The 20,687-nt window shown below is 67.9% G+C and carries 13 protein-coding genes; 8 read left to right on the forward strand and 5 right to left on the reverse strand.

The window, feature by feature from the left end:
- Positions 1 to 795: 795 nt before the first annotated feature.
- The 4 genes from CFN17_RS04775 to CFN17_RS04790 are packed head-to-tail and all read left to right on the forward strand — an operon-like array spanning position 796 to position 8,559.
- A complete protein-coding gene (locus CFN17_RS04775) occupies positions 796 to 3,972 on the forward strand; it encodes an efflux RND transporter permease subunit (RefSeq protein ID WP_208750215.1) in 3,177 nt (1,058 codons plus the stop codon).
- A complete protein-coding gene (locus CFN17_RS04780) occupies positions 3,969 to 4,424 on the forward strand; it encodes a hypothetical protein (protein ID WP_208750216.1) in 456 nt (151 codons plus the stop codon). Before CFN17_RS04775 ends, CFN17_RS04780 begins: the two co-directional genes overlap by 4 nt.
- A 1-nt stretch (position 4,425) precedes the next feature.
- Positions 4,426 to 7,569 carry an efflux RND transporter permease subunit gene (locus CFN17_RS04785; RefSeq protein WP_208750217.1) on the forward strand — a complete coding sequence of 1,048 codons (3,144 nt, stop codon included), beginning with the start codon at positions 4,426 to 4,428 and terminating at the stop codon, positions 7,567 to 7,569.
- Between the two features lie 33 nt (positions 7,570 to 7,602).
- Positions 7,603 to 8,559 (forward strand): hypothetical protein, encoded by a 957-nt coding sequence (locus CFN17_RS04790; protein WP_208750218.1) that lies wholly within the window; start codon positions 7,603 to 7,605, stop codon positions 8,557 to 8,559.
- Positions 8,560 to 8,625: 66 nt separating this feature from the next.
- Here CFN17_RS04790 and glpK read toward each other — a convergent pair whose 3' ends face one another.
- The 3 genes from glpK to CFN17_RS04805 form a co-directional block, all read right to left on the reverse strand.
- Positions 8,626 to 10,140 (reverse strand): glycerol kinase GlpK, encoded by a 1,515-nt coding sequence (gene glpK / locus CFN17_RS04795; protein ID WP_208750219.1) that lies wholly within the window; start codon positions 10,138 to 10,140, stop codon positions 8,626 to 8,628.
- A gap of 71 nt (positions 10,141 to 10,211) precedes the next feature.
- Entirely contained in the window at positions 10,212 to 10,964 is a 753-nt protein-coding gene (locus CFN17_RS04800; RefSeq protein ID WP_208750220.1) for an MIP/aquaporin family protein, read from the reverse strand.
- Positions 10,965 to 11,122: 158 nt separating this feature from the next.
- Positions 11,123 to 12,919, reverse strand: a complete 1,797-nt coding sequence (locus CFN17_RS04805; protein ID WP_208750221.1) for a glycerol-3-phosphate dehydrogenase/oxidase — start codon at positions 12,917 to 12,919, stop codon at positions 11,123 to 11,125.
- A gap of 124 nt (positions 12,920 to 13,043) precedes the next feature.
- On the opposite strand from CFN17_RS04805, the gene CFN17_RS04810 reads away from it, so the two are divergent.
- The 4 genes from CFN17_RS04810 (at position 13,044) to CFN17_RS04825 (ending at position 16,993) form a co-directional block, all read left to right on the forward strand.
- The gene (locus CFN17_RS04810) at positions 13,044 to 14,006 is read left to right on the forward strand and encodes a sugar-binding transcriptional regulator (RefSeq protein WP_208750222.1); all 963 of its coding nucleotides are present in this window, start codon (positions 13,044 to 13,046) and stop codon (positions 14,004 to 14,006) included.
- A gap of 97 nt (positions 14,007 to 14,103) precedes the next feature.
- Positions 14,104 to 14,973: an aldo/keto reductase gene (locus CFN17_RS04815; RefSeq protein ID WP_208750223.1), complete on the forward strand. Its 870-nt coding sequence runs from the start codon at positions 14,104 to 14,106 to the stop codon at positions 14,971 to 14,973.
- A gap of 11 nt (positions 14,974 to 14,984) precedes the next feature.
- Positions 14,985 to 15,911: an alpha/beta fold hydrolase gene (locus tag CFN17_RS04820; protein WP_208750224.1), complete on the forward strand. Its 927-nt coding sequence runs from the start codon at positions 14,985 to 14,987 to the stop codon at positions 15,909 to 15,911.
- Entirely contained in the window at positions 15,908 to 16,993 is a 1,086-nt protein-coding gene (locus tag CFN17_RS04825) for a glycosyltransferase family 1 protein (protein ID WP_208750225.1), read from the forward strand. The genes CFN17_RS04820 and CFN17_RS04825 overlap by 4 nt, the downstream gene beginning before the upstream one ends.
- Here the strand turns inward: CFN17_RS04825 and CFN17_RS04830 are convergent.
- Both CFN17_RS04830 and metK read right to left on the reverse strand, forming a co-directional pair.
- Positions 16,990 to 19,194 (reverse strand): primosomal protein N', encoded by a 2,205-nt coding sequence (locus CFN17_RS04830; protein ID WP_208750226.1) that lies wholly within the window; start codon positions 19,192 to 19,194, stop codon positions 16,990 to 16,992. The two genes, CFN17_RS04825 and CFN17_RS04830, sit on opposite strands and share 4 nt — an antisense overlap.
- A 198-nt stretch (positions 19,195 to 19,392) precedes the next feature.
- The gene (gene metK / locus CFN17_RS04835; RefSeq protein ID WP_208750227.1) at positions 19,393 to 20,628 is read right to left on the reverse strand and encodes a methionine adenosyltransferase; all 1,236 of its coding nucleotides are present in this window, start codon (positions 20,626 to 20,628) and stop codon (positions 19,393 to 19,395) included.
- Positions 20,629 to 20,687 lie beyond the last annotated feature (59 nt).

Genomic DNA, 20,687 nt, shown 5'->3' on the forward strand with positions numbered 1-20,687 from the left:
AGGGCCGGTGGTCCGGCCTGACTGCTGTTCCCGCGCGCTGCTCCTGTCGCCGCCGTGTGTTCAGTGCCAGGCTACGAGCCGGGCACGCGAAGCCTGGAGATATAACGGCCCGGACACACAAAAGCCCCTCGACATGGAGGGGCCGCCGCTCGGCAATCCGAAGCCAACAGGTTCGAGGCCTCGTCGGGATGCCGGGCGGCTAACTAAGCAGGAGCACAGCGCGCATAGGACCACTTTAGCCCCTCGGGCTGGTTCGCGCTGAACCGGCGGCCCTGTGCGGTGGGCAGCGCCGGCCGGCACGGCCCGCCCGCCGGGGCTGCGGGACCGGCGGCCGAACTCCTGCGCCCCTGCCAGGTAACCCAAATTGTTATGTCCGCGGCACCCGCGCAGCCGGGGTACTTACGCTGGCATGCCGTCGGCAGCCGGGCACGTGATTTGGAGACAACATCTGGTATCGGGTGGCGGATTCACCCGTAAAAACTGCGGACTACCCGCGTGAACGACAGCGCCGCGGCCGCCACTTCCACGAACAATCCGGCAAAAAACGCATTATAGCCCAAGTTACTGAAAGTAAAGCTGGAAATCCCCGCAGAGAGCCTTACAACTTGGATCTTGTCAAACGAATCGAATGGGAACACTATTCCTTAAAGATCGGCAATTTGGATCTCGTGGGGGGACTTGCACATGGTCTCGGGTTGAGGAGCCTGTCATGAGTCGCTTGCGCAATGTTTCCTTGCAGCCACACAAAACCGCCGCCCCCGGCCTCCGCCGCGGCGTCCTGGAACAGGGTTAGCCATGTTCGGCTGGATCACCCGTTTCAGTCTGCAGTTCCGCATCCTGGTTCTCGCCCTGGCCGGCGGACTAATTGCTTTCGGGGCCGTGAACGCCCCGCACGTCGCCATCGACACCATGCCCGAATTTGCGCCCGCGCATGTCGAGATCCAGACCGAAGCCCTGGGGCTGTCCGCAGCCGAGGTCGAACAGCTCATCACCTCTCCGATGGAAGCCGACCTGCTGAACGGGGTGGCCTGGCTCGATGAGATCAGGTCCAAGTCCGTTCCGGGCCTGTCCTCGATCGAGCTGGTCTTCGAACCGGGCACTGACCTGCTGCGCGCCCGCCAGCTGGTGGCCGAACGGATGACCCAGGCCCACGCGCTGCCAAACGTCTCCGCCCCGCCGCTGATCATGCAACCGCTCTCGTCCACGAGCCGCGTGCTCATGGTCCGGCTGAACTCCCAGCAGCTCTCCGGCATCGAAATGTCGGTCCTCGCGCGGTGGAAGATCAAGCCGCGGCTGATCGGCATTCCGGGCGTCGCCAACGTGTCCATTTGGGGCCAGCGCGAACAGCAGCTCCAGGTTGAGGTCACCCCCGCGCAGCTGCGCGATAAGGGAATCACCCTGGAACAAGTCATCAAGACCGCGGGGAACGCCGTCTGGGTCTCTCCGCTGACCTTCCTTGAGGCATCCACCCCCGGCACGGGCGGGTTCGTCGAGTCCCCGAGCCAGCGCCTGGGCATTCAGCACGTCCTGCCCATCCGGACGCCGGCCGACCTGTCCAACGTCAGCGTCGAAGACGCCGGCTCGCCCCTGCTCCTGGGCGACATCGCCCAGGTCAAGGAGGACCACCAGCCGCTGATCGGCGACGCCGTGGCCGGCCAGGATGCGGGCCTCCTGCTGGTCGTGGAAAAGTTCCCCGGGACCAGCGCGCTGCAGGTCACCCGGGACATTGAGGCTGCCTTGAAGGACATGCAGCCCGGGCTGACCGGCATTCAGATGGACACGTCCGTTTTCCGGCCCGCTACGTTCCTGCAGGATGCCGTGGACGGGCTGGGGGTGGCGCTGCTGGTGAGCCTGCTGCTCGCCGTTGCGCTGTTCTGGTTGCTCTTCCGCTCCTGGCGGGTCGCCGTGATCGCCTTGGCAGCCGTCACGACGACGGTCATGGCGGCTGTAGTGGTGCTCTACCTGGTCGATTCCACCCTCAACATTTCAACCCTCGCCGGCCTCTTGCTGGGGACCTTCGTCATTGTCGGAGACATCGTGGAGGATCTCCAGGCGCAGCGGCGCCGGCCCCCGAAGGCCGGCGAGACAGAGACGGACGCCACTCTCCGGTTCCGCATGGTCCAGCTGGTCCGCAGCGTCCGCACGCCGCTGTTCCACGGCTCCCTCATCATGGCCGTGGCACTGATCCCCACGCTCTTCGTCACCGGCGTCGGCGGTGCGTTCTTCCAGCCGCTGTTCTGGTCCATGGCCCTGGCGCTCACGGCCGCCATGCTGGTGGGCTTGTCGGTGACCCCGGTACTGGCCTATCTCCTGCTGCCCCGGGACACGGTCCGGCACGACGAGCCGGCCGCCGCTGCCCGGGCGGGTTCCTACTACGACCGGGCCCTCGAAGGCGCACGTTCCCGCAAGGCCCTCAGCCTCGTGGCGGTCGCCGTCGTTGGCCTGCTGGGCCTTGCCGCCGCATCCCAGCTGGTCGGCAACCGTGCCGTGGTTCCGACGATTCCGGACCGGACGCTCCTGGTGCAATGGGACTCCATGGCCGGCACATCCAACGACGAGGTCCGCCGGCTGGCATCCAGGGCATCCGATGAACTGCGCGCCCTGCCGGGTGTCTCGGGAGTCGGCGGCCATATCGGCCGCGCCATCTCCTCCGACCAGGTCGTGGGGAACAGCTCCGCGGAGCTCTGGGTGTCCGTCACGCCGGACGCCAACTTCAGCGAGACGGAACAGGCGGTCCGCGACGTCGTCCAGGGCTATCCGGGTATCGCCAACAACGTGGTGAACTACTCCCAGCAGAAGATCGGCGCCCAGGGCAGCAGCATGGACCCGGGATTCGCCGTCCGCGTCTACGGGACGGACATGCCGGTCCTGCGCGAGAAAGCCGAAGAGGTCCGCAGGGCCCTCGAGAAGATCGACGGCGTGCAGAACCCCACCATCAACGCCGGCGCCATGACCCCCATCGTCGAAGTCGAGGTCAACCTTGCGGCGGCGCAGAAGGTCGGCATCAAACCCGGCGACGCACGCCGCGCCGCCGCAGCCCTGATGCAAGGCATCGTGGTCGGCAACCTCTTCGAACAACAGAAGGTCTTCGAAGTGGTGGTCCGCGGCGCAGTTGACGTCAGGGACGACCTGACGAGCATCCGCGAACTGCTCCTCGACACGCCCGACGGCGGCCAGGTCCAGCTTGGCCAGATCGCCGACGTCCGGCTGGTTCCCAATGAGGTCGTGATCCAGCACGACGACACGTCCCGCCGGATCGACGTCGTGGCCGACGTCAGCGGACGCCCGCTGGCCGACGTCCAGCGCGATATCACCGCGGCGATCGACAAGATCCAGTTCCCGCTCGAGTACCACGCCGAAATCCCGACCAAGTACGCCCAGGTCCAGGCAGCCGACACCCTGCTGCTCTGGCTGGCAGCAGCCGCCCTCCTCGGGGTGTTCCTGCTGCTCCAGACGGCGGTCCGGAGCTGGAAGCTGGCCCTGGCCATCTTCCTGGCACTGCCGGCCGCGCTGGCCGGGGCGGCCATAGCCGCATGGTTCGCCGGCGGCGCCATCTCCGCGCTGGCGCTCACGGCCTTTGCCGCCGTCCTGGCCATCGCCGGACGCCATGCCGCCCTCCTTTCGGCCCGCACGGACGAGCTCTGGCGGGCAGCCCCGGGAGAGTCCCCCGGCACGGTCGTCATGATGGCAGCCCGGGACCGGGTGTCGCCCATCCTGAAGTCCGGCCTCATCACGATGGCGGTCCTGATCCCGCCGGGACTGTTCGGCGGCGCCGTGGGCTCTGCCCTGCTCGGTCCGATGGCCCTGATCATCGCCGGCGGCCTCATCACGACAACACTCGTCGGCATCTTCGTACTCCCCCTGCTCGCACTCTGGTTCGGGCCGCGGACCGCCCCTGAAGAGTGGGCCGAAGTGTACGAAGCCGAAACTCCCGTTCAGCCTGATTCGCAGGAAAAGGTGGAAGCAAAATGACCAGCCACAAGCCCCAACCCCGCCAGGCTATGGCGGCCGCAGTCTGCGCAACGCTTCTGTTCGCCCTCCCGGCATGCGCGCAGTCCGCGGCGGTGACACCCGCCGCCGCCGGTTCGGCCCCCGTCAAGGTGGAGAAGAACGCCACCACCGGCATCGCCAAGCTGACCCTGACCGAACAAGGCCTGGCCCGGATCCAGCTGAAGACGGTGCCAGTTGCCGCGGGCGCCGGAACGGACGTGTTGCTGCCGTACGCCTCGCTCCTCTATGACGCCAGCGGCAAGACCTGGGTCTACACCAACCCCGCCCCGCAGGTGTTCGAGCGCCAGGCGGTTACCGTCAGCAAGATCGAATCAGGCGTTGTCACGGCCACCAAGGGCCCTGCCGTGGGAACACCGGTGGTGACGGTGGGCGCGGTTGAACTCTTCGGCGCCGAGTTGAACACGGGTAAATGACATGCGCCGGATAGTTGCGGCGAGCATCAGGTTCAGATCGATCATCATCGCGCTCGCCGCGGCGCTGATGATCGTGGGCGGCGCGCAACTGAGCAGCGCATCGGTGGACGTCTTCCCGGAGTTCGCCCCGCCCAAAGTGGAGGTCCAGACAGCCTGCCTGGGACTGACCGCCGCCGAAGTCGAGGAACTGGTGTCGGTGCCCATGGAGGAGGCGTTCAACGGCATCGACGGGCTCGACCACATGCGTTCGAAGTCTGTCCCCCAGCTGTCGTCGATCGTGATGGAATTCGAGAACGGCACGGACTTGCTCACCGCCCGGCAGTTGGTGTCGGAGCGCCTGGCTACGGTCATCCCGACCCTGCCCACCTGGGCGGCCCCGCCGCTGATGCTGCAGCCGTTGTCCTCGACCAGCCGCGTCATGAAGATCGGCCTGTCCTCGGACACACGGTCCCTGATCGAGATGTCCATGATTTCCTACTGGAACATCAGGGCCCACCTGCTGCGGGTGCCCGGGGTAGCCAATGTGGCCATCTGGGGCGAACGCCTGCAGATGCTCCAGGTGCAGGTTGATCCGGCCAAGCTGGCCGCCAACAACGTCACGCTGGAAAACGTGATGAACTCCACCTCCGATGCCCTGGATGCGGGCCTGCTGCAATACTCCCCGGGCGCCCTTATCGGCACGGGCGGCTCCATCGATACCCCCAACCAGAGCCTCGGCATCCGGCACGTGCAGGCCATCAGGTCCCCGGCGGAGCTTGCGCAGGTGGCCCTCGAGGAGCGTGAGGGCCTGCCTCCCCTGCGGCTCGCCGACGTCGCGAACGTCGTGGAGGACCACCAGCAGCTGATCGGTGACGCGGTAATCAACGGCGGCCCGGGCCTGATGCTGATTGTCGAAAAGCTGCCGTGGGGCAACACACTCGAGGTCACCCGGGGAGTGGAGGAGGCCCTCAAGGAACTCCAGCCCGGCCTGACCGGGATCGCAGTGGACACCACCTTGTTCCGGCCGGCCTCCTTCATCGAGGAGTCCCTCGGCAACCTGAGCCTCGCACTCCTGCTCGGCTGCCTGCTGGTGGTCCTGGTGCTGAGCGTCTTCCTGTTCCAGTGGCGCACGGCGCTGGTCAGCGTGACGGCCATCCCGTTGTCGCTGATGGCGGCCGCCCTGGTGCTGTACTGGACCGGAGGCACGATTAACACGATGGTGCTGGCGGGGCTGGTGATCGCCGTCGGGGTGGTGGTGGACGATGCGATCATCGACGTCGAGAACATCGTCAGGCGGCTCCGTCAGCACCGGGCCGGCGGCGGGACGGCCAGCACGGCCAGGGTGGTGGTCAATGCCTCCCTCGAGGTCCGCGGACCGATTGTCTACGCCACGTTGATCATCGTCGCCGCCACGGTGCCGATCTTTTTCCTGGACGGGCTCACGGGCGCCTTCTTCCGGCCGCTGGCTGTCTCGTACACCCTCGCGGTGCTGGCGTCCATGCTGGTGGCTCTCACGGTCACCCCGGCGATGGCGTACATCTTCCTCCGGAACGCCAAGCTGGAGGACCGGGACCCGCCCGTGGTCAGGGTGCTCAAGCGCTGGTACGGCAAGCTGCTGCGGCCCATGGTCCGCCGCCCCGCCCCGGGGTATCTGGCCCTGGGCGCCCTGGGGGTCATCGGCATCGTCGCGGCGCCGCTGCTGGGCCAGTCGCTGCTCCCGTCGTTCAAGGAGCGGGATTTCCTGATGCACTGGCTCACCCAGCCCGGCACGTCGAACGCCGAGGAAGTCCGGGTCAGCCAGTTGGCCTGCAAGGAGCTCATGACCATCCCGGGAGTGAACAACTGCGGGTCCCATATCGGACAGGCCTTCAACGCCGATGAGGTGGTGGGCGTCTACTTCGGTGAGAACTGGATCAGCGTTGACCCCTCGGTGGACTATGACGACACCCTGGCCTCCATCCAGGAAGTCGTGGACGGTTACCCCGGAATCGTCCGGGACGTCCAGACCTACCTGAAGGAGCGGATCCGTGAGGTGCTGACGGGCACCGGTTACGCCGTCGTCGTGCGCGTCTACGGCGACGACCTCGCGACATTGCGCCAGGAGGCTGACAAGATCAAGGGCATCCTGGGCGGGATCGACGGGGCCCTCGGCGCGAAGGTCGCGCTCCAGACGAGCATTCCGCAGATCAATGTGGAAGTGAACCTGGAGGCGGCGAACAAATACGGGCTGAAGCCTGGCGACGTGCGCCGCGCCGCGGCGACGCTGGTCTCCGGTGAGGAAGTCGGCGACGTCTACCGCGACGGCAAGGCCTACGACGTCCAGGTGTGGAGCGCACCGGAGATTCGGACCAGTGTCACGAGCATCGAGAACCTTCCCCTCGACACACCGAGCGGGCAAAGGATCCGGCTGGCTGACGTCGCCACGATCGCCGTCAAACCCACCCCGAACGTCATTGAGCGTTCGGAGGGATCCAGGCGCATCGATGTCAGCGCGAACGTCAAAGAAGGTGACCTGGCCAGGGTCGTGGAGAAGCTGAAGTCCGAGATGGAGTCGGTGGAGTTCCCCGTCGGCTACGAAGCAGTGGTCCTCGGCGAATACGCCGAACGCCAGGCCGCCTCACAGCGGCTGCTGCTCTACTCGGTGGGCGCGATCATCGTCGTCTTCCTGCTGCTCCAGGCCGCGTTCCGGAGCTGGCGTCTGGCGGTCCTGGCCATCCTGACGCTCCCGGTCGCGTTGGTCGGCGGCGTGATTGCCGCCCACCTCAGCGGCGGGATCCTGTCCCTGGGCTCCCTGGTCGGCTTCCTGACGCTCATGGGCATCGCCGCCCGCAACGGCATCCTGCTCATCAACCACTGCCAGCATCTGGAACAGTACGAGGGCATGGCCTTCGGACCGGCCCTGGTGTTGCGGGGAGCGTCCGAACGGTTGTCGCCGATTCTGATGACCACGCTCGCCACGGCCCTGGCCCTGGTGCCGCTGGTGGTGATGGGGAACCTGCCCGGCCACGAAATCGAGCACCCGATGGCCGTCGTGATCCTCGGCGGCCTGGTGACCTCGACCCTGGTCAATCTGTTCATCGTTCCCTCGCTCTACCTGCGGTTCGCCAAGAAGGGCGCGCCAAGGGACCGGGGGCCCCGCCAGCCCGAGCCGGTCGCCGCGGCGTAGTAACCAACCCACCATCACGGAGAGGCCAGTCAAATGTCTCCACGAACCACGAGATTCACCGCTTACGGCACCGCACTGCTGTTGCTGGTGGGGTCGCTGACGGCAGCGACGGCGGCAGCGGCTGCGGCAATAACACCTGCGGCAACAACACCGGCGGCAACACCGGCGGCCGCCGGTTCCCAGGAGCTGTGCGGCCCCGGCTCGGCGCTGACGTTCAACCGTTCGGCCTTCCCGGCCAAGCCGGCGGTCGACAACAAGTGGCTCACGCTCAAGCCGGGCATGCAGTACACCACCACGGGGAAGGTCGTCTCCGCGGAAGGCACGTCCGTCCGCAAGGTGGTCAGCACGGTCACCGGGCTGACCAAGGTCATCGACGGGGTCAAAACGATCGCCATCTGGGACCGCGACTACTCCGACGGTGAACTCGTCGAATCCGAGCTCGCGTTCTTCGCGCAGACGGAAAAGGGTGCGGTCTGGCTCTTCGGCGAGTATCCGGAGGAGTATGAGAACGGCAAGCTGGCCGGCGCGCCCAGCACCTTCATCAGCGGCATCGACAAGGCCCGGGCCGGGATCGCGATGCTAGCCGAGCCGCACCGGAACACGCCGGCGTACGTGCAGGCCTACGCGCCGAGCGTGGACTTCCTGGATTGCGGCGACGTCAAGGACAAGCACCTGTGCGTCTGTGTCCCGACGGGATGCTACGACGACGTCATGGTGATCGACGAGTTCAACCCGCTGGATCCGCCCAGCGCCGGCCACCAGCGCAAGTATTACTCGGCCGGGACCGGACTGATCAAGGTGACGGCCGTGGGCGGGGAGGACCAGGAATTCCTGGACCTGGTCAAGATCAAGAAGCTCTCCAGCGCCGAACTGGCCGCCGTCAACGCCCGCGCGCTGGCGATCGACCGCCGGGGCTACTCGGTGAGCAAGGACGTCTACGCCAAAACACCGCGCGCCGTCGTTTCAACGACGTCGGGCCCGGCCTCCTGACCTGACACGGAAGAGCTCCGGCCCGGATACCGGGCCGGAGCTCTTCCGTGCTCTGTTCGCCGTTTACTACTTGACGTCCTCGTCCACCCAGTCCATGGACTTGGTGACCGCCTTCTTCCACAGGCGCATCTGGCGGTCGCGTTCGGCCTGGTCCATCTGCGGCTCCCAGCGCTTGTCCTCGGCCCAGTTGGCCGAGCACTCGCCGAGGTCCTTCCAGAACCCGACGGCGAGGCCGGCGGCGTAGGCTGCGCCCAGCGCCGTCGTCTCGACCACCTTCGGCCGGATCACCGGGACCCCCAGGATGTCGGCCTGGAACTGCATCAGGGCGTCGTTGGCGACCATGCCGCCGTCGACCTTCAGCTCACTCAGCGGCACGCCCGAGTCGGCGTTGACGGCGTCGAGCACCTCGCGGGTCTGGAAGGCAGTGGCCTCCAGCGCCGCGCGGGCGACGTGGTTCTTGTTCACGAACCGGGTCAGGCCGACAATCGCGCCGCGGGCGTCGGAACGCCAGTACGGGGCAAAGAGGCCGGAGAACGCCGGCACGATGTAGACCCCGCCGTTGTCTTCAACGGCTGCGGCCAGCGTCTCCACCTCGGGGGCGCTGCTGATCATGCCCAGGTTGTCCCGCAGCCACTGGATCAGCGAACCGGTGACGGCGATCGAGCCTTCCAGCGCGTAGTGCGGCTTCGCGTCGCCGAGCTTGTAGCCGACCGTGGTCAGCAGCCCGTTCTTGGAGTGGACGATTTCCTCGCCGGTGTTGAAGATGAGGAAGCAGCCCGTGCCGTAGGTGTTCTTGGCTTCGCCGGTGTCGAATGCGGCCTGGCCGAACGTGGCCGCCTGCTGGTCGCCCAGGATGCCGGCCACGGGCACCTCGCGCAGCAGCTGGGAGGTGTGGACCGTGCCGTAGACCTCCGAGGAGGACTTGATGGCCGGCATCATCGAGGCCGGGACGCCGAAGGCATCGAGGATTTCCTGGTCCCAGGAGAGCGTGTCCAGGTCCATGAACATGGTCCTCGAGGCGTTGGTCACGTCGGTGACGTGGACGCCGCCGTCGGTCCCGCCGGTCAGGTTCCACAGCACCCAGCAGTCGGTGTTGCCGAACACCAGGTCCCCTGCCTCGGCTTTGGCGCGGGCGCCTTCAACGTTGTCCAGGATCCACTTGATCTTGGTGCCGGAGAAGTAGGTCGCCAGCGGCAGGCCGACTTTCTGCTTGAAGCGTTCCGGCCCCCCGTCCTTGGCCAGTTCGTCGACGATCGGCTGGGTGCGGGTGTCCTGCCACACGATGGCGTTGTAGACCGCCTCACCCGTGGTCTTGTCCCAGACGACGGCCGTTTCGCGCTGGTTGGTGATGCCGACGGCGGCGATGTCATGTCGGGTCAGGTTTGCCTTCGACAGGGCCGAAGCGATCACCTCGCGGGTGTTGTTCCAGATTTCGGCGGGGTTGTGCTCCACCCAGCCGGCCTGGGGGAAAATCTGCTCGTGTTCCATCTGGCCGGAGGAAACAATGCTGCCGCTGTGGTCGAACACGATGGCGCGGGTGCTCGTCGTGCCCTGGTCAATGGCGATTACGTACTGGTTCATGCTGACGTCCTTGTCTGTTGTGCGTGCTTGTCTGTTCAGGGTGCGTGTCTGCGTGGCAGTTGAACTGGCCGTTATTTCGGAAGTACAGCGGGGATGATCGGCACGACGGCCGCCACGATGCCGGCGAGGCCGCCGCCAACGAGCGGTCCGACAACCGGGATCCAGGAGTAGCTCCAGTCGCTGGAGCCCTTGCCCTTCATGGGGAGCAGGGCGTGCGCGATGCGCGGACCAAGGTCACGCGCCGGGTTGATGGCGTAGCCCGTGGGACCGCCGAGTGAAACACCGATGCCGACAACCAGCAACGCGACCGAAAGCGGGCCGAGCCCGGAGGGGGTTCCGCCGAAGGTCAGGATGACGAAGACGAGGACAAAGGTGCCGATGATTTCGGTGACCACGTTCCACAGGTTGGAGCGGATGGCCGGGCCGGTGGAGAAGACGGCCAGCTGGCTCGCCGGTTCGGGCTCGGCGTCGAAGTGCTGCCTGTAGGCCAGCCACATCACGACAGCGCCCAGGAAGGCACCAAGCATTTCACCGCCGAAGTAGGTCAGGGTGGAGGCGGCGTCGACCGGGACGCCGGGAGCGTACAGCTTCTTGCCGTTGAGCAGCAGGCCGAAGGTCACGGCGGGGTTCAGGTGGGCCCCGGACTGGGCGGCAACATAGACACCGGAGAAGACGGCAATGCCCCATCCCCAGGTCACCATCAGGAACCCGCCGTTGTTGCCCTTGGTGCCTCTAAGCGCAACGTTGGCCACCACGCCGCAACCCAGGAGGGTCAGCATTGCGGTACCGAATACTTCGGACAGGAAAACTATTCCAAGAGACATCTTTGACTCCTCTATTTTCTGTTGTCGGTCCTTCGCGAGTTTGAAAGACCGTGGGGCCGGCAGCACGTTCGTGCTGCCGGCCAGCCACTGCGCCGGCCGCCGGGGCGGACCGCGCAGTGCTTGCACCCGGGCTTCCCTGCCCGGGCACGCAAGTCGTATCAGGCGACCAGGCTGTGGACCCGGACACCGTGGAACCGCTGAAGCACCTCCTGCGCGTGGTCGATCTCTTTGGCCCGGCGTGCCGCGTCCCACCCGAGCGGGCCGGAGAGGATGTCGGCAACCTCGTTGAGCAGCTCCCCGGTCACGAGGCCCCGGAAGGCCAGCGACGTGCGCCGGATGAGGACATCCACGAGGTGCCCGATCTGCTCATGGGCGGCCATGAACTCCAGTTCCCGGGTGCTGAGCTCGCGGGTGGAGTGCAGCAGCCGGTCCGGCCGGCCGGACGGTGCGGCGTCCAGGAAGCGAATGACGTCTTCGGCGCGCGTCCCGTAGCGGGTCAGCAGCCCGGTGACCCGGTCCGCGTCGCGGCCGGCCGCCATGTGGGTCTTGATCCAGCGCTGGACGCCGTCCTCACTGTCCGGGAAGCCGGCGCCGCCGCCGATGGCAAGCTTCGCCGTCGAGAGCTTCCGTTCCATGCCGAGTTCGGCGAGGACGTCGTTGCTCAGGTGCTCCGCGAGGGCGCGGAACGTGGTCCACTTGCCGCCCACGAGGCTCAGCACCGCGCCGCCGGCCGCCGCGCGGCGTTCGATCCGGTAGTCGCGGCTGACGAACCCGGGCTGCGTGGCGTCGTGCTTTGGAAGCGGGCGCACCCCGGAGAACGTGTAGACGATCTGTCCCCGGTCCACCGTGACGTCCGGGAACACGTGGCCGATCAGGTCAAAGAAGTAGTCGATTTCTTCCTCGGTGCAGACGGCGTCCTCGGCCATGTCGGCGTCGACGTCGGTGGTGCCGACCAGGACGCGGTCGCCCATCGGGTAGATCAGCACGATCCGGCCGTCGGTGTGCTCGAAGAAGATCTCGCGGCCGCCGCATGCGGCCAGCAGCTCCGGGTGGTCCAGGACGATGTGCGAACCCTTCGTGCCGCCCATGAAGGACGACGCCGCCCCCATAGCCTCGTTGGTCAGGTCCACCCAGGCGCCGGTCGTGTTCACGATGACGTCGGCGGTGAAGTCGAAGACCTCGCCGGTCAGCTCGTCCCGCAATTGGACCGTTGTTCCGGAGCCGGTTGCGGCGCCTGTCCCGGCCGCGCCGTTTCCGTTCCCGCCGGCCAGCGAGACGAGGGAGACGTAGTTGCTCGCCCGGGCGAGGTGGCTGTCCGCGCCGCCGGCCTTTTCGCCGTCCTGCAGGACGTCCAGGGTGAGTCGCTCCGGGTTGTGGACCGAGGCATCGAAGTAGGTGGCCGCGTACTTGATGCCCGGGTGCAGGCGGGGCAGTTCGGCCAGCGCGCGCTTGCGGCCGCGGAACTGGTGGCGCGGGACCGTGCCGCCGTCACGGGAGAAGAAGTCATACATGCTCAGGCCGAGCTTGATCAGGAACGCCCCGCGCTCCGTGGGCTTGCCCTGCTTGTGGGTCAGGAACCGCATGGGCGCGGCCAGGACGCCGGAGAAGGTGCTGAAGATCGGGATGGTGGTCTGCAGCGGCTTGACGTAGTGCGGTGCGATCCGCAGGAGACGGTTGCGTTCGACGACGGATTCCCGGACCAGCCGGAACTCGCCGTTTTCGAGGTAGCGGATGCCGCCGTGAATCATGTGGGAAGACGCGCCGCTGGCGCCCTGGCAGTAGTCCCCGCGTTCCACGAGCGCCACATCGACGCCCTGCAGGGCGAGGTCCCGGAACGTGCCCACCCCGTTGATGCCGCCTCCGATGATCAGAACCTGTGCGTGCCGCCGCGTCCGCAGCTTCTGCACCGAGGCGCGATCGTTGGCCGGTGTGCGGGCTGAGTCCTTCTGTCCCAAAACTGCTCCCTTGGGTTTGGTTAGGTGCGGCGCGCCCCGTGGCGCGGCGCCGTTCAACACTATTCTTTGGAGTAATGGAAAATGGAGTCAAGCACTATGCACAAACGTGCAGACGGGAAATTAAATGACGCCCTCACGCCAGTCCGATGCCCTCCGCGCGGCCCAGTTGTATTACCTCCAGGACCTGACCATGGACGCGATCGCACGCGAGCTCCGGACGTCCCGGTCCACCGTGTCCCGACTGCTGTCGGCGGCCCGCGATTCGGGCCTGGTGCAGATCCAGATCCGCAGCCCGCTGGACACCGGACCGGAGCTGGAAAGCATGATCCGCGCCGAGTACAAGGTGGACGTGCACGTTGTTCCCGTGGTGGACACCCTCAACGAGGCGGAAACACTGGACCGCGTGGCCATGCAGGCCGCCCGGACGATCGGGCCGCTGGTGGACTCCAATGCGATCATCGGCGTCGCCTGGGGCGCCACCCTGAGCGCGGTGAGCCGGCACCTGACCCGCAAGATCACCCATGACAGCGTGATCGTGCAGCTCAACGGTGCCGGCAACATGCAGACCACAGGCATCACGTACGCCTCCGACATCATGCGCCGGTTCGGCAGCGCCTACGGAGCGCGGGTGGAACAGTTCCCGGTACCGGCGTTTTTCGACCACGCGGCGACGAAGACCGCCATGTGGAATGAGCGCAGTGTTCAGCGCATCCTGGACCTGCAGTCCCGGATGAGCATCGCGATCTTTGGTGTGGGCTCTGTCGACGCCGATTACCCGAGCCATGTCTATGCCGGCGGCTACCTCGACGAGGACGACCTGAACGTCCTCGCCACCTCCGATGTGGTGGGCGACGTCGCCACGGTGTTCTTCCGCGCCGACGGGTCCTCGGACGGCATCACGCTCAACGAGCGCTCCACCGGCCCGGACCTCGCCCAGCTCCGGCAGGTGCGGCGCCGCATCTGCGTGGTGTCCGGCGCATCCAAGATCAACGGTCTGCGCGGCGCGCTCGCGGCGGGCCTGGCCACCGACCTGATCCTCGACGAGGCCAGCGCCCGCCGGCTGGTCCGCTTCGACGGGCTGGCCTGAGCGGCGGCGGCGCAGCGCGGCGGGGAAGCGCGACCTGTGGCGGCCGCCGCCTGCCTCGGTCCGCCACTCAGGGGCGCCAGTGGGTAAAGTCAGTGTCATGAGAATCTCTCCCCGGCTGACCCTGAACAACGGCGTGCTGATCGACCGGCTGGGCTTCGGGTTATATAAGGTCCCGCCGGCGGACGCCGCCAACCTGGTCACCATGGCGATCGAGGCCGGCTACCGGCACTTCGATACCGCCGCCATGTATGGCAACGAGACCGGCGTCGGCCGGGGCATCGGCGCCCTGTCCGGCTTCGAGGGCACCGGCGGCGGCCCCGGCGAAACGGCACCCTACGTTTCCCGCGAGGACCTCTTCGTCACCACCAAGGTCTGGAACGACGACCACGGCTACGACGCCACGATGCGGGCGTTCGACACCTCCATCTCCAACCTCGGCCTGGAGTACATCGACCTCTACCTGATCCATTGGCCGTGCGCGCGCCGCGGCCTGTTCCCGGAAACGTACCGGGCTATGGAGACCCTGTACCGCGAGGGCAAAGTCCGCGCGATCGGCGTCTCCAACTTCCAGCCGCAGCACCTGGACCGGCTCCTGGACACGGCTGAAGTGGTGCCGGCGGTCAACCAGATTGAGCTGCACCCCTGGCTGCAGCAGGACGAGCTCCGGGACAAGCACGAGCTTCTGGGCATCCGGACCGAGGCCTGGAGCCCGTTGGGCCGCGGCCAGGTCCTGAAGGATCCGGTCATCCTCGCCCTCGCCGCCGAGCACGACCGCACACCCGCGCAGGTGATCCTGCGCTGGCACCTGCAGCTGGGCAACATTGCCATTCCCAAGGCCAGTTCCTCCGGGCGGATACGCGAAAACCACGAGGTCTTCGACTTCGAACTCTCCCCGCTGGACATGACGGAAATTGCCGGCCTCGAGCGCGGTTTCCGCACCGGCTCCCACCCCGACAACGTGAAATAGGACTCGCCCCCATGGAACAAGTGGACACCGGGTCCTCACGCACGCCCCTGTTCAGCGGCGCACTCGCCGCCCGCACCCGGGCCGCGACCGCCGAAGTTAACGGCGCCGCGGTCGCCTACTGGGTCTACGAACCCGTCCGGAGCACCCCGGAGACCCGCACCATCCTGGTGGTTCACGGGTTCCGCGGCGACCACCACGGCCTGCTCCGGGTAGCCGACCAGCTGCCTGACATGCGCCTGATCATGCCGGACCTGCCGGGGTTCGGCAGCTCGGCCGCCTTTGAAGACACCGAACACAGCGTCGAGGCCTATGGCGGATTCCTGCGCGGCTTCATGGCCGCCCTGGGCCTGGGCGCCGAGACGGTCCTGCTGGGACACTCCTTCGGTTCGATCATCGCCAGCCACTTCGTGGCAGCCAACCCCGGTGCCGTGGCCGCACTGGTCCTGGTCAACCCGATCGCGGCGCCCACCCTCGAGGGGCCCAAGGGCGTCATGACAAGGCTTGCGGTCTTCTACTACGAGGCCGCGGCGCGTCTCCCCGAACGCCTGGGCCTGGCTCTGCTGCGCAGCCAGGCGATCGTGCGGGTAATGAGCGTGGCCATGGCCAAGACCGGCGACAAAGAAATCCGGCGGTTCGTGCACGCCCAGCACAGCGCCTACTTCTCCGCGTTCGCGGACCGCGACAGCCTGTTGCAGGCCTTCAAGGCCTCGGTGGGCAGCAACGTCTCCGAAGTGGCCGCCGGGCTGACGCTGCCCGTGCTGCTCATCGCCGGAGAAGAGGACGAGATCGCGATGCTGGCGGACCAGCACAAACTCGCTGCGCTCCTTCCGGACGGGACCCTGGACGTCATTCCCGGCGTCGGGCACCTGATCCACTACGAAACCCCCGAACCCGCCGCCCGCTACATCCGACGCTTCCTGAAGGAACACGCCGCGTGAAAATTCTCATTGATGCCCGATTCACCCGGCTGGACCACCACGACGGCATCAGCCGCTATGGCGCCAGCCTGATCGCGGCGGCCGCCAAGATCGCCGACGTGTCCATGCTGGTCAGCGACCCGCGCCAGCTCGCACTCCTGCCGGACGTCCCGTACACCCTGATCAACAGCCCGCTCTCCCCCGCCGAACTCTTTGTGGCCGCCAGGGTCAACAAACTGGGCGCCGACGTGGTGGTGTGCCCCATGCAGACCATGGGCAGCTGGGGCCGCAAGTACGCCCTGGTGCTGACCCTGCACGACCTCATCTACTACGAACACCCCGCCCCTCCCGGGTTCCTGCCCGCCCCGGTCCGGGTGCTGTGGCGGCTGTACCACAAGGCGTTCTGGCCGCAGCGGCTCCTGCTGAACCGGGCCGATGTCGTGGCCACCATCAGCTCCACCACCGCGGCCCTGATGTCCAAGTACCGGCTCACCCGCCGCCCGGTCAGGATTGTGGGCAACGCCCCGCAACACGGCCACACGCCGAGGGACCCCGGGGCGGGCGCCGACAAGACGCTGCTCTACATGGGCTCCTTCATGCCCTACAAGAACGTGGAAACCATGATCCGCGGCATGGCGGAGCTGCCGGACATGACCCTGCACCTGCTGAGCCGCATCACGCCGGAGCGGCGGGCCGAACTCGAGATCCTCGCTCCGGCAGGGGCGAACATCGTGTTCCACAACGGGGTGACCGACGCCGAATATGAGGCGCTCCTGGCCCGCACCACGGCGCTGATCAGCCTGTCCCGGGCCGAGGGCTACGGCCTGCCCCTGGTCGAGGCAATGTCGCACGGCACGCCCGTGATCGCCAGTGACATCCCGATCTTCCGGGAAGTCGGCGACGACGCCGTCAGTTACGTCCATCCGGATTCGCCGGCCGAATTTGCCGCGGCCGTGCGCAAGCTCGAGGACCCGGACTTCTGGAAGGCCCGGTCCCGCCGTTCCGTGGAGCGGGCCGCCGACTTCAGCTGGGACGACTCCGCGCGCCGGCTCGTGGCGGCCGCCGAAGAGGCAATCGCGCTGCGGAAGGGGCGCAGGAGCTAAAGAACGTCCACACCGTCGAGGCGCAGCTGCACCGGATCGTCGTTGCGCCTCGCGGCTGCGGCGGCCTTGACCGCCCGCAGCACTGCTGTGGTGTCCGCGGCCCGGGCATAGGGAATGAAGATCAGCGTCCGGACCTCGTCGCCGGAATCCCGCGGCGCCGGCCGCGCCCCGGGGCCGCCGGCCGGCAGCACCAGGGGCGCCGGTCCGGCCGTGCGGAGGACAGCGCCCTGCGCCGCCAACCGCTGTTGCACGGCGTCAGTGAAATGGACGACCGCGGTCCGGCCGCCGGTCACGGACGCGACCCGCACGGCCGGCGGCAGCTGCAGTTCCTGCCGCAGCGCCAGCTCCCGGTTAGCGTACCCGGCCGGGTCCCAGCGGAGCAGGGCGCCGACGCCGGAGGCGTCGTCCGCGGTGATGACCACGAGGCCGCCCTCCGGTGCCGGCCGGACCAGGGCCGCGGCATTGAACCAGCGCCGGACGGCGTCCTCTCCCGCACGGAGGTTTTCCCGGCGCAGCAGCGAGTCGCCGTCGAGGAGCAGAGCCGCCGCGTACCCGCCGCCGGCCACGGGTTCGGCGCCGACTGTGGCCACCACCAGGGCGCTGGTGTCCGGAACGGTGGCCTTGACCTGGTCCCCGGAGGAGGTGACGACCGGCGTGCCCGGGAAGGCCCGGCCCAGCTCTTCGGCAGTGCGGAGGGCGCCGGCGGCGCCGCGCCGGAGCCGTGTGCCGTTACAGGTGCCGCAGCGCCAGGCCGGGGCCGGAGACGAGCACCAGCGGCATTGCGGTATGGCGGCGCTGCCACCGGGTCCGGCAATCGCCAGGGGTCCGCTGCAGGCGTTGCAGCGCGCAGGTTCCCGGCAGGTGTCGCAGACGAGCGAGGGGGCGTAACCGGCCCGGGCCACCTGAACCAGGACGGGACCCCGGAGCAGTCCGTCCTTGGCGGCGCGCCAGGCCGCGCCCGGGAGCCGTGCGATCCGGGCCAGGGGGTCGCGCTCCAGTTCATAGCTGTCCGCCGTGTTCAGCACGCGCGCGACGGTCCGCCGGAGCACGGGGCGCTCCGCCTCCACAGCTCGGGCCCAGCCGGACTCGACGAGCCGCTGCGTTTCGGTGCTGCGTGAATGGGCGGCGAGCAGGCAGGCCGAGCCTTCCTGGGCCGTCCGGAGCAGCAGGACTTCGCGGGTGTGTGCGTACGGGGAGCGTTGTTCGATGTGGAGGTCGTCGCCGTCGTCCCAGCAGACCACGAGCCCGAGGTCGCGGACCGGTGCGTAGGCTGCGGACCGGGTGCCCACCGCCACACCGGCGGCGCCGCTGAGGACGCGCAGGAAATTGCGGTAGCGCGGCGTCTGGCCGTCGTCAGCGGTGAGCCGGGCAACATCGCCGGCAGGCAGAACCTCCGCCAAGGCGGCTTCGACCCGGTCGAGGTCCCGGTAGTCGGGCACCACCACGACGGCCCCGCGGCCGGAGAGCCGCACCGCGGCGACGGCTTCGGCGATGAGCCGCGGCCAGCCGCCGGGGCCGTAGCCCTGCAGGGCCGTCAACACCGCCCGGGGAGACTCCCCCGCGCCGAGGTGGGCCAGGAAGGCCGGACCGTTGCGGTAAGCGGCCCAGCCGCTTGCTCCGCCGGTTGCGGCGGCCTGCGGGGCATCGGCCCCGGGACCTGGCAACCCGGAATCAGGCAGCCCGGAGCCTGACGGATCCTGGCCCAAGAGTCCGGGGTCCAGGCGCCCGCCCGGGGCCAACTCCTTCTCGAGCCGGGCCATCCTCGGCGGCACGGCGACGCGCAGGACATCGCTGACGGTGCCGGCGTAGCGCGCGGCCACCCGGCCGGCCAGTTCCGCCACGGCCGGAGTCAGGACGGGGACAGCGGAAACCACCTGGTGCAGCGGCACGAGGGGGTGGCCGGCGTCGGACTCCGCCACCCTGTCCAGGAGGTAACCCGCAAGTTCCTGGCCGTTGAACTTGACCTTGACCCGGACGCCGGGCCGGGCCTCGGCGTCGAGGGCGGCGGGCACGCTGTAGTCAAACGGCCGGTCCAGGTGCGGCAGGGAGGATTCGATCAGCACCCGCGCCACCGGCAGTTCGGCCGCCAGGGCAGGGCCGGACGCGTGCGCTGATTTGGCTGCAGTGGAGGCCGGGAAGCCCTGTAGTAGGGACAGTTGCTGGGGTTCCCCGGGCGTGCCGCCGGCAGGATCGTAACTCACGGCCCGCACCTCCCCTCCGTATTGACTCGACAACGGCTTACCTCGGACACGTTCGAACCACCAGCCCAAACCAGCTGTAGCCAGACCACCGGTTGGCGGCCTGGCTACAGCTGATCACAAGGCACTGACACTCACGGGAGTGCGACCCTGACGGCGGCCTCTCCGGCATCCACCAGCGTGCCGCGGGAGTGGCCGGCCTTAGGCGTTGAAGAAGGCCTTCAGTTCGTCCACCCGGTCCAGGCGTTCCCAGGTGAAGTCCGGTTCTTCGCGGCCGAAGTGGCCGTGGGCGGCAGTTTTGGCGTAGATCGGGCGCTTGAGGTCGAGGGCGTCGATGATGGCCCGCGGGCGCAGGTCGAAGATCTCGGCGATCGCCGCGCTGATCTGCGCCGGGTCCACCGTTTCGGTGCCGAAGGTCTCAACGTACGTGCCCACCGGCCGGGCCTGTCCGATCGCGTAGGCGATCTGGATTTCGGCGCGCTTGGCCAGGCCGGCGGCCACGACGTTCTTGGCGACCCAGCGCATGGCGTAGGCGGCCGAACGGTCCACCTTCGACGGGTCCTTGCCGGAGAACGCGCCGCCGCCGTGCCGGGCCATGCCGCCGTAGGTGTCCACGATGATCTTGCGGCCGGTCAGGCCGGCATCGCCCACCGGGCCGCCGATGACGAAGGCGCCGGCGGGGTTCAGGATGTTGCGGGTCCGCGAGGTGTCCAGGTTGGACATCGCCATGACCGGCATCACCACATGCTCGGCGAGGTCCGCGCGGAGCTGGTCGAGGCTGGCGCCCTCGGCGTGCTGGCTGGAGATGACCACGGTTTCGACCGAGACCGGGCGGTCGCCGTCGTAGCCCACAGTGACCTGGGTCTTGCCGTCCGGGCGCAGGTAGGCGAGCTCGCCGTTCTTGCGGACCTCGGTGAGGCGTTCGGAGAGCCGGTGCGCGAGCCAGATCGGGACGGGCATGTAGGACGGGGTCTCATCGCTGGCGTAGCCGAACATCAGGCCCTGGTCGCCGGCGCCCTGGAGGTCGTAGTCGTCCTCCTGGCGCCCTTCGCGGGCCTCGAGGGAGTTGAACACGCCGCCGGCGATGTCGTTGGACTGCTGGCCGATCGAGACCGAGACGCCGCAGCGGGCGCCGTCGAAGCCGTTGGCCGAGGAGTCGTAGCCGATGCCCAGGATGGTCTCGCGGACGATCTGCGGGATCTCGACATAGGCGTCAGTGGTGACCTCGCCGGCCACGTGCACCAGCCCGGTGGTGGCCAGCGTCTCCACGGCCACCCGGGACTCGGGGTCCTTGTCCAGCAGGGCGTCGAGGATCGCATCGCTGATCTGGTCACAGATCTTGTCGGGGTGGCCTTCAGTCACCGACTCGGAGGTGAAGAGCCGGAGCGCGGCGGGCGTGGACCCATGGAAGTCAGGGATGTGCAGCGGTAAAGTCACTCAACTACCTTACTGGTTGGGAATCGAACGGCCGACGGCGTGTGTCCCCATGCTAAGGA

Origin of the sequence: Arthrobacter sp. PM3, from assembly GCF_003352915.1 — a bacterium.
Lineage (GTDB): Bacteria > Actinomycetota > Actinomycetes > Actinomycetales > Micrococcaceae > Arthrobacter.

Bases quoted from the DNA above. Each gene is read 5' to 3' on its own strand.
- CFN17_RS04775 (WP_208750215.1), top strand. From the start codon at position 796: ATGTTCGGCTGGATCACCCGTTTCAGTCTGCAGTTCCGCATCCTGGTT.
- CFN17_RS04780 (WP_208750216.1), top strand. From the start codon at position 3,969: ATGACCAGCCACAAGCCCCAACCCCGCCAGGCTATGGCGGCCGCAGTC.
- CFN17_RS04785 (WP_208750217.1), top strand. From the start codon at position 4,426: ATGCGCCGGATAGTTGCGGCGAGCATCAGGTTCAGATCGATCATCATC.
- CFN17_RS04790 (WP_208750218.1), top strand. From the start codon at position 7,603: ATGTCTCCACGAACCACGAGATTCACCGCTTACGGCACCGCACTGCTG.
- glpK (WP_208750219.1), bottom strand. From the start codon at position 10,140: ATGAACCAGTACGTAATCGCCATTGACCAGGGCACGACGAGCACCCGC.
- CFN17_RS04800 (WP_208750220.1), bottom strand. From the start codon at position 10,964: ATGTCTCTTGGAATAGTTTTCCTGTCCGAAGTATTCGGTACCGCAATG.
- CFN17_RS04810 (WP_208750222.1), top strand. From the start codon at position 13,044: ATGACGCCCTCACGCCAGTCCGATGCCCTCCGCGCGGCCCAGTTGTAT.
- CFN17_RS04815 (WP_208750223.1), top strand. From the start codon at position 14,104: ATGAGAATCTCTCCCCGGCTGACCCTGAACAACGGCGTGCTGATCGAC.
- CFN17_RS04820 (WP_208750224.1), top strand. From the start codon at position 14,985: ATGGAACAAGTGGACACCGGGTCCTCACGCACGCCCCTGTTCAGCGGC.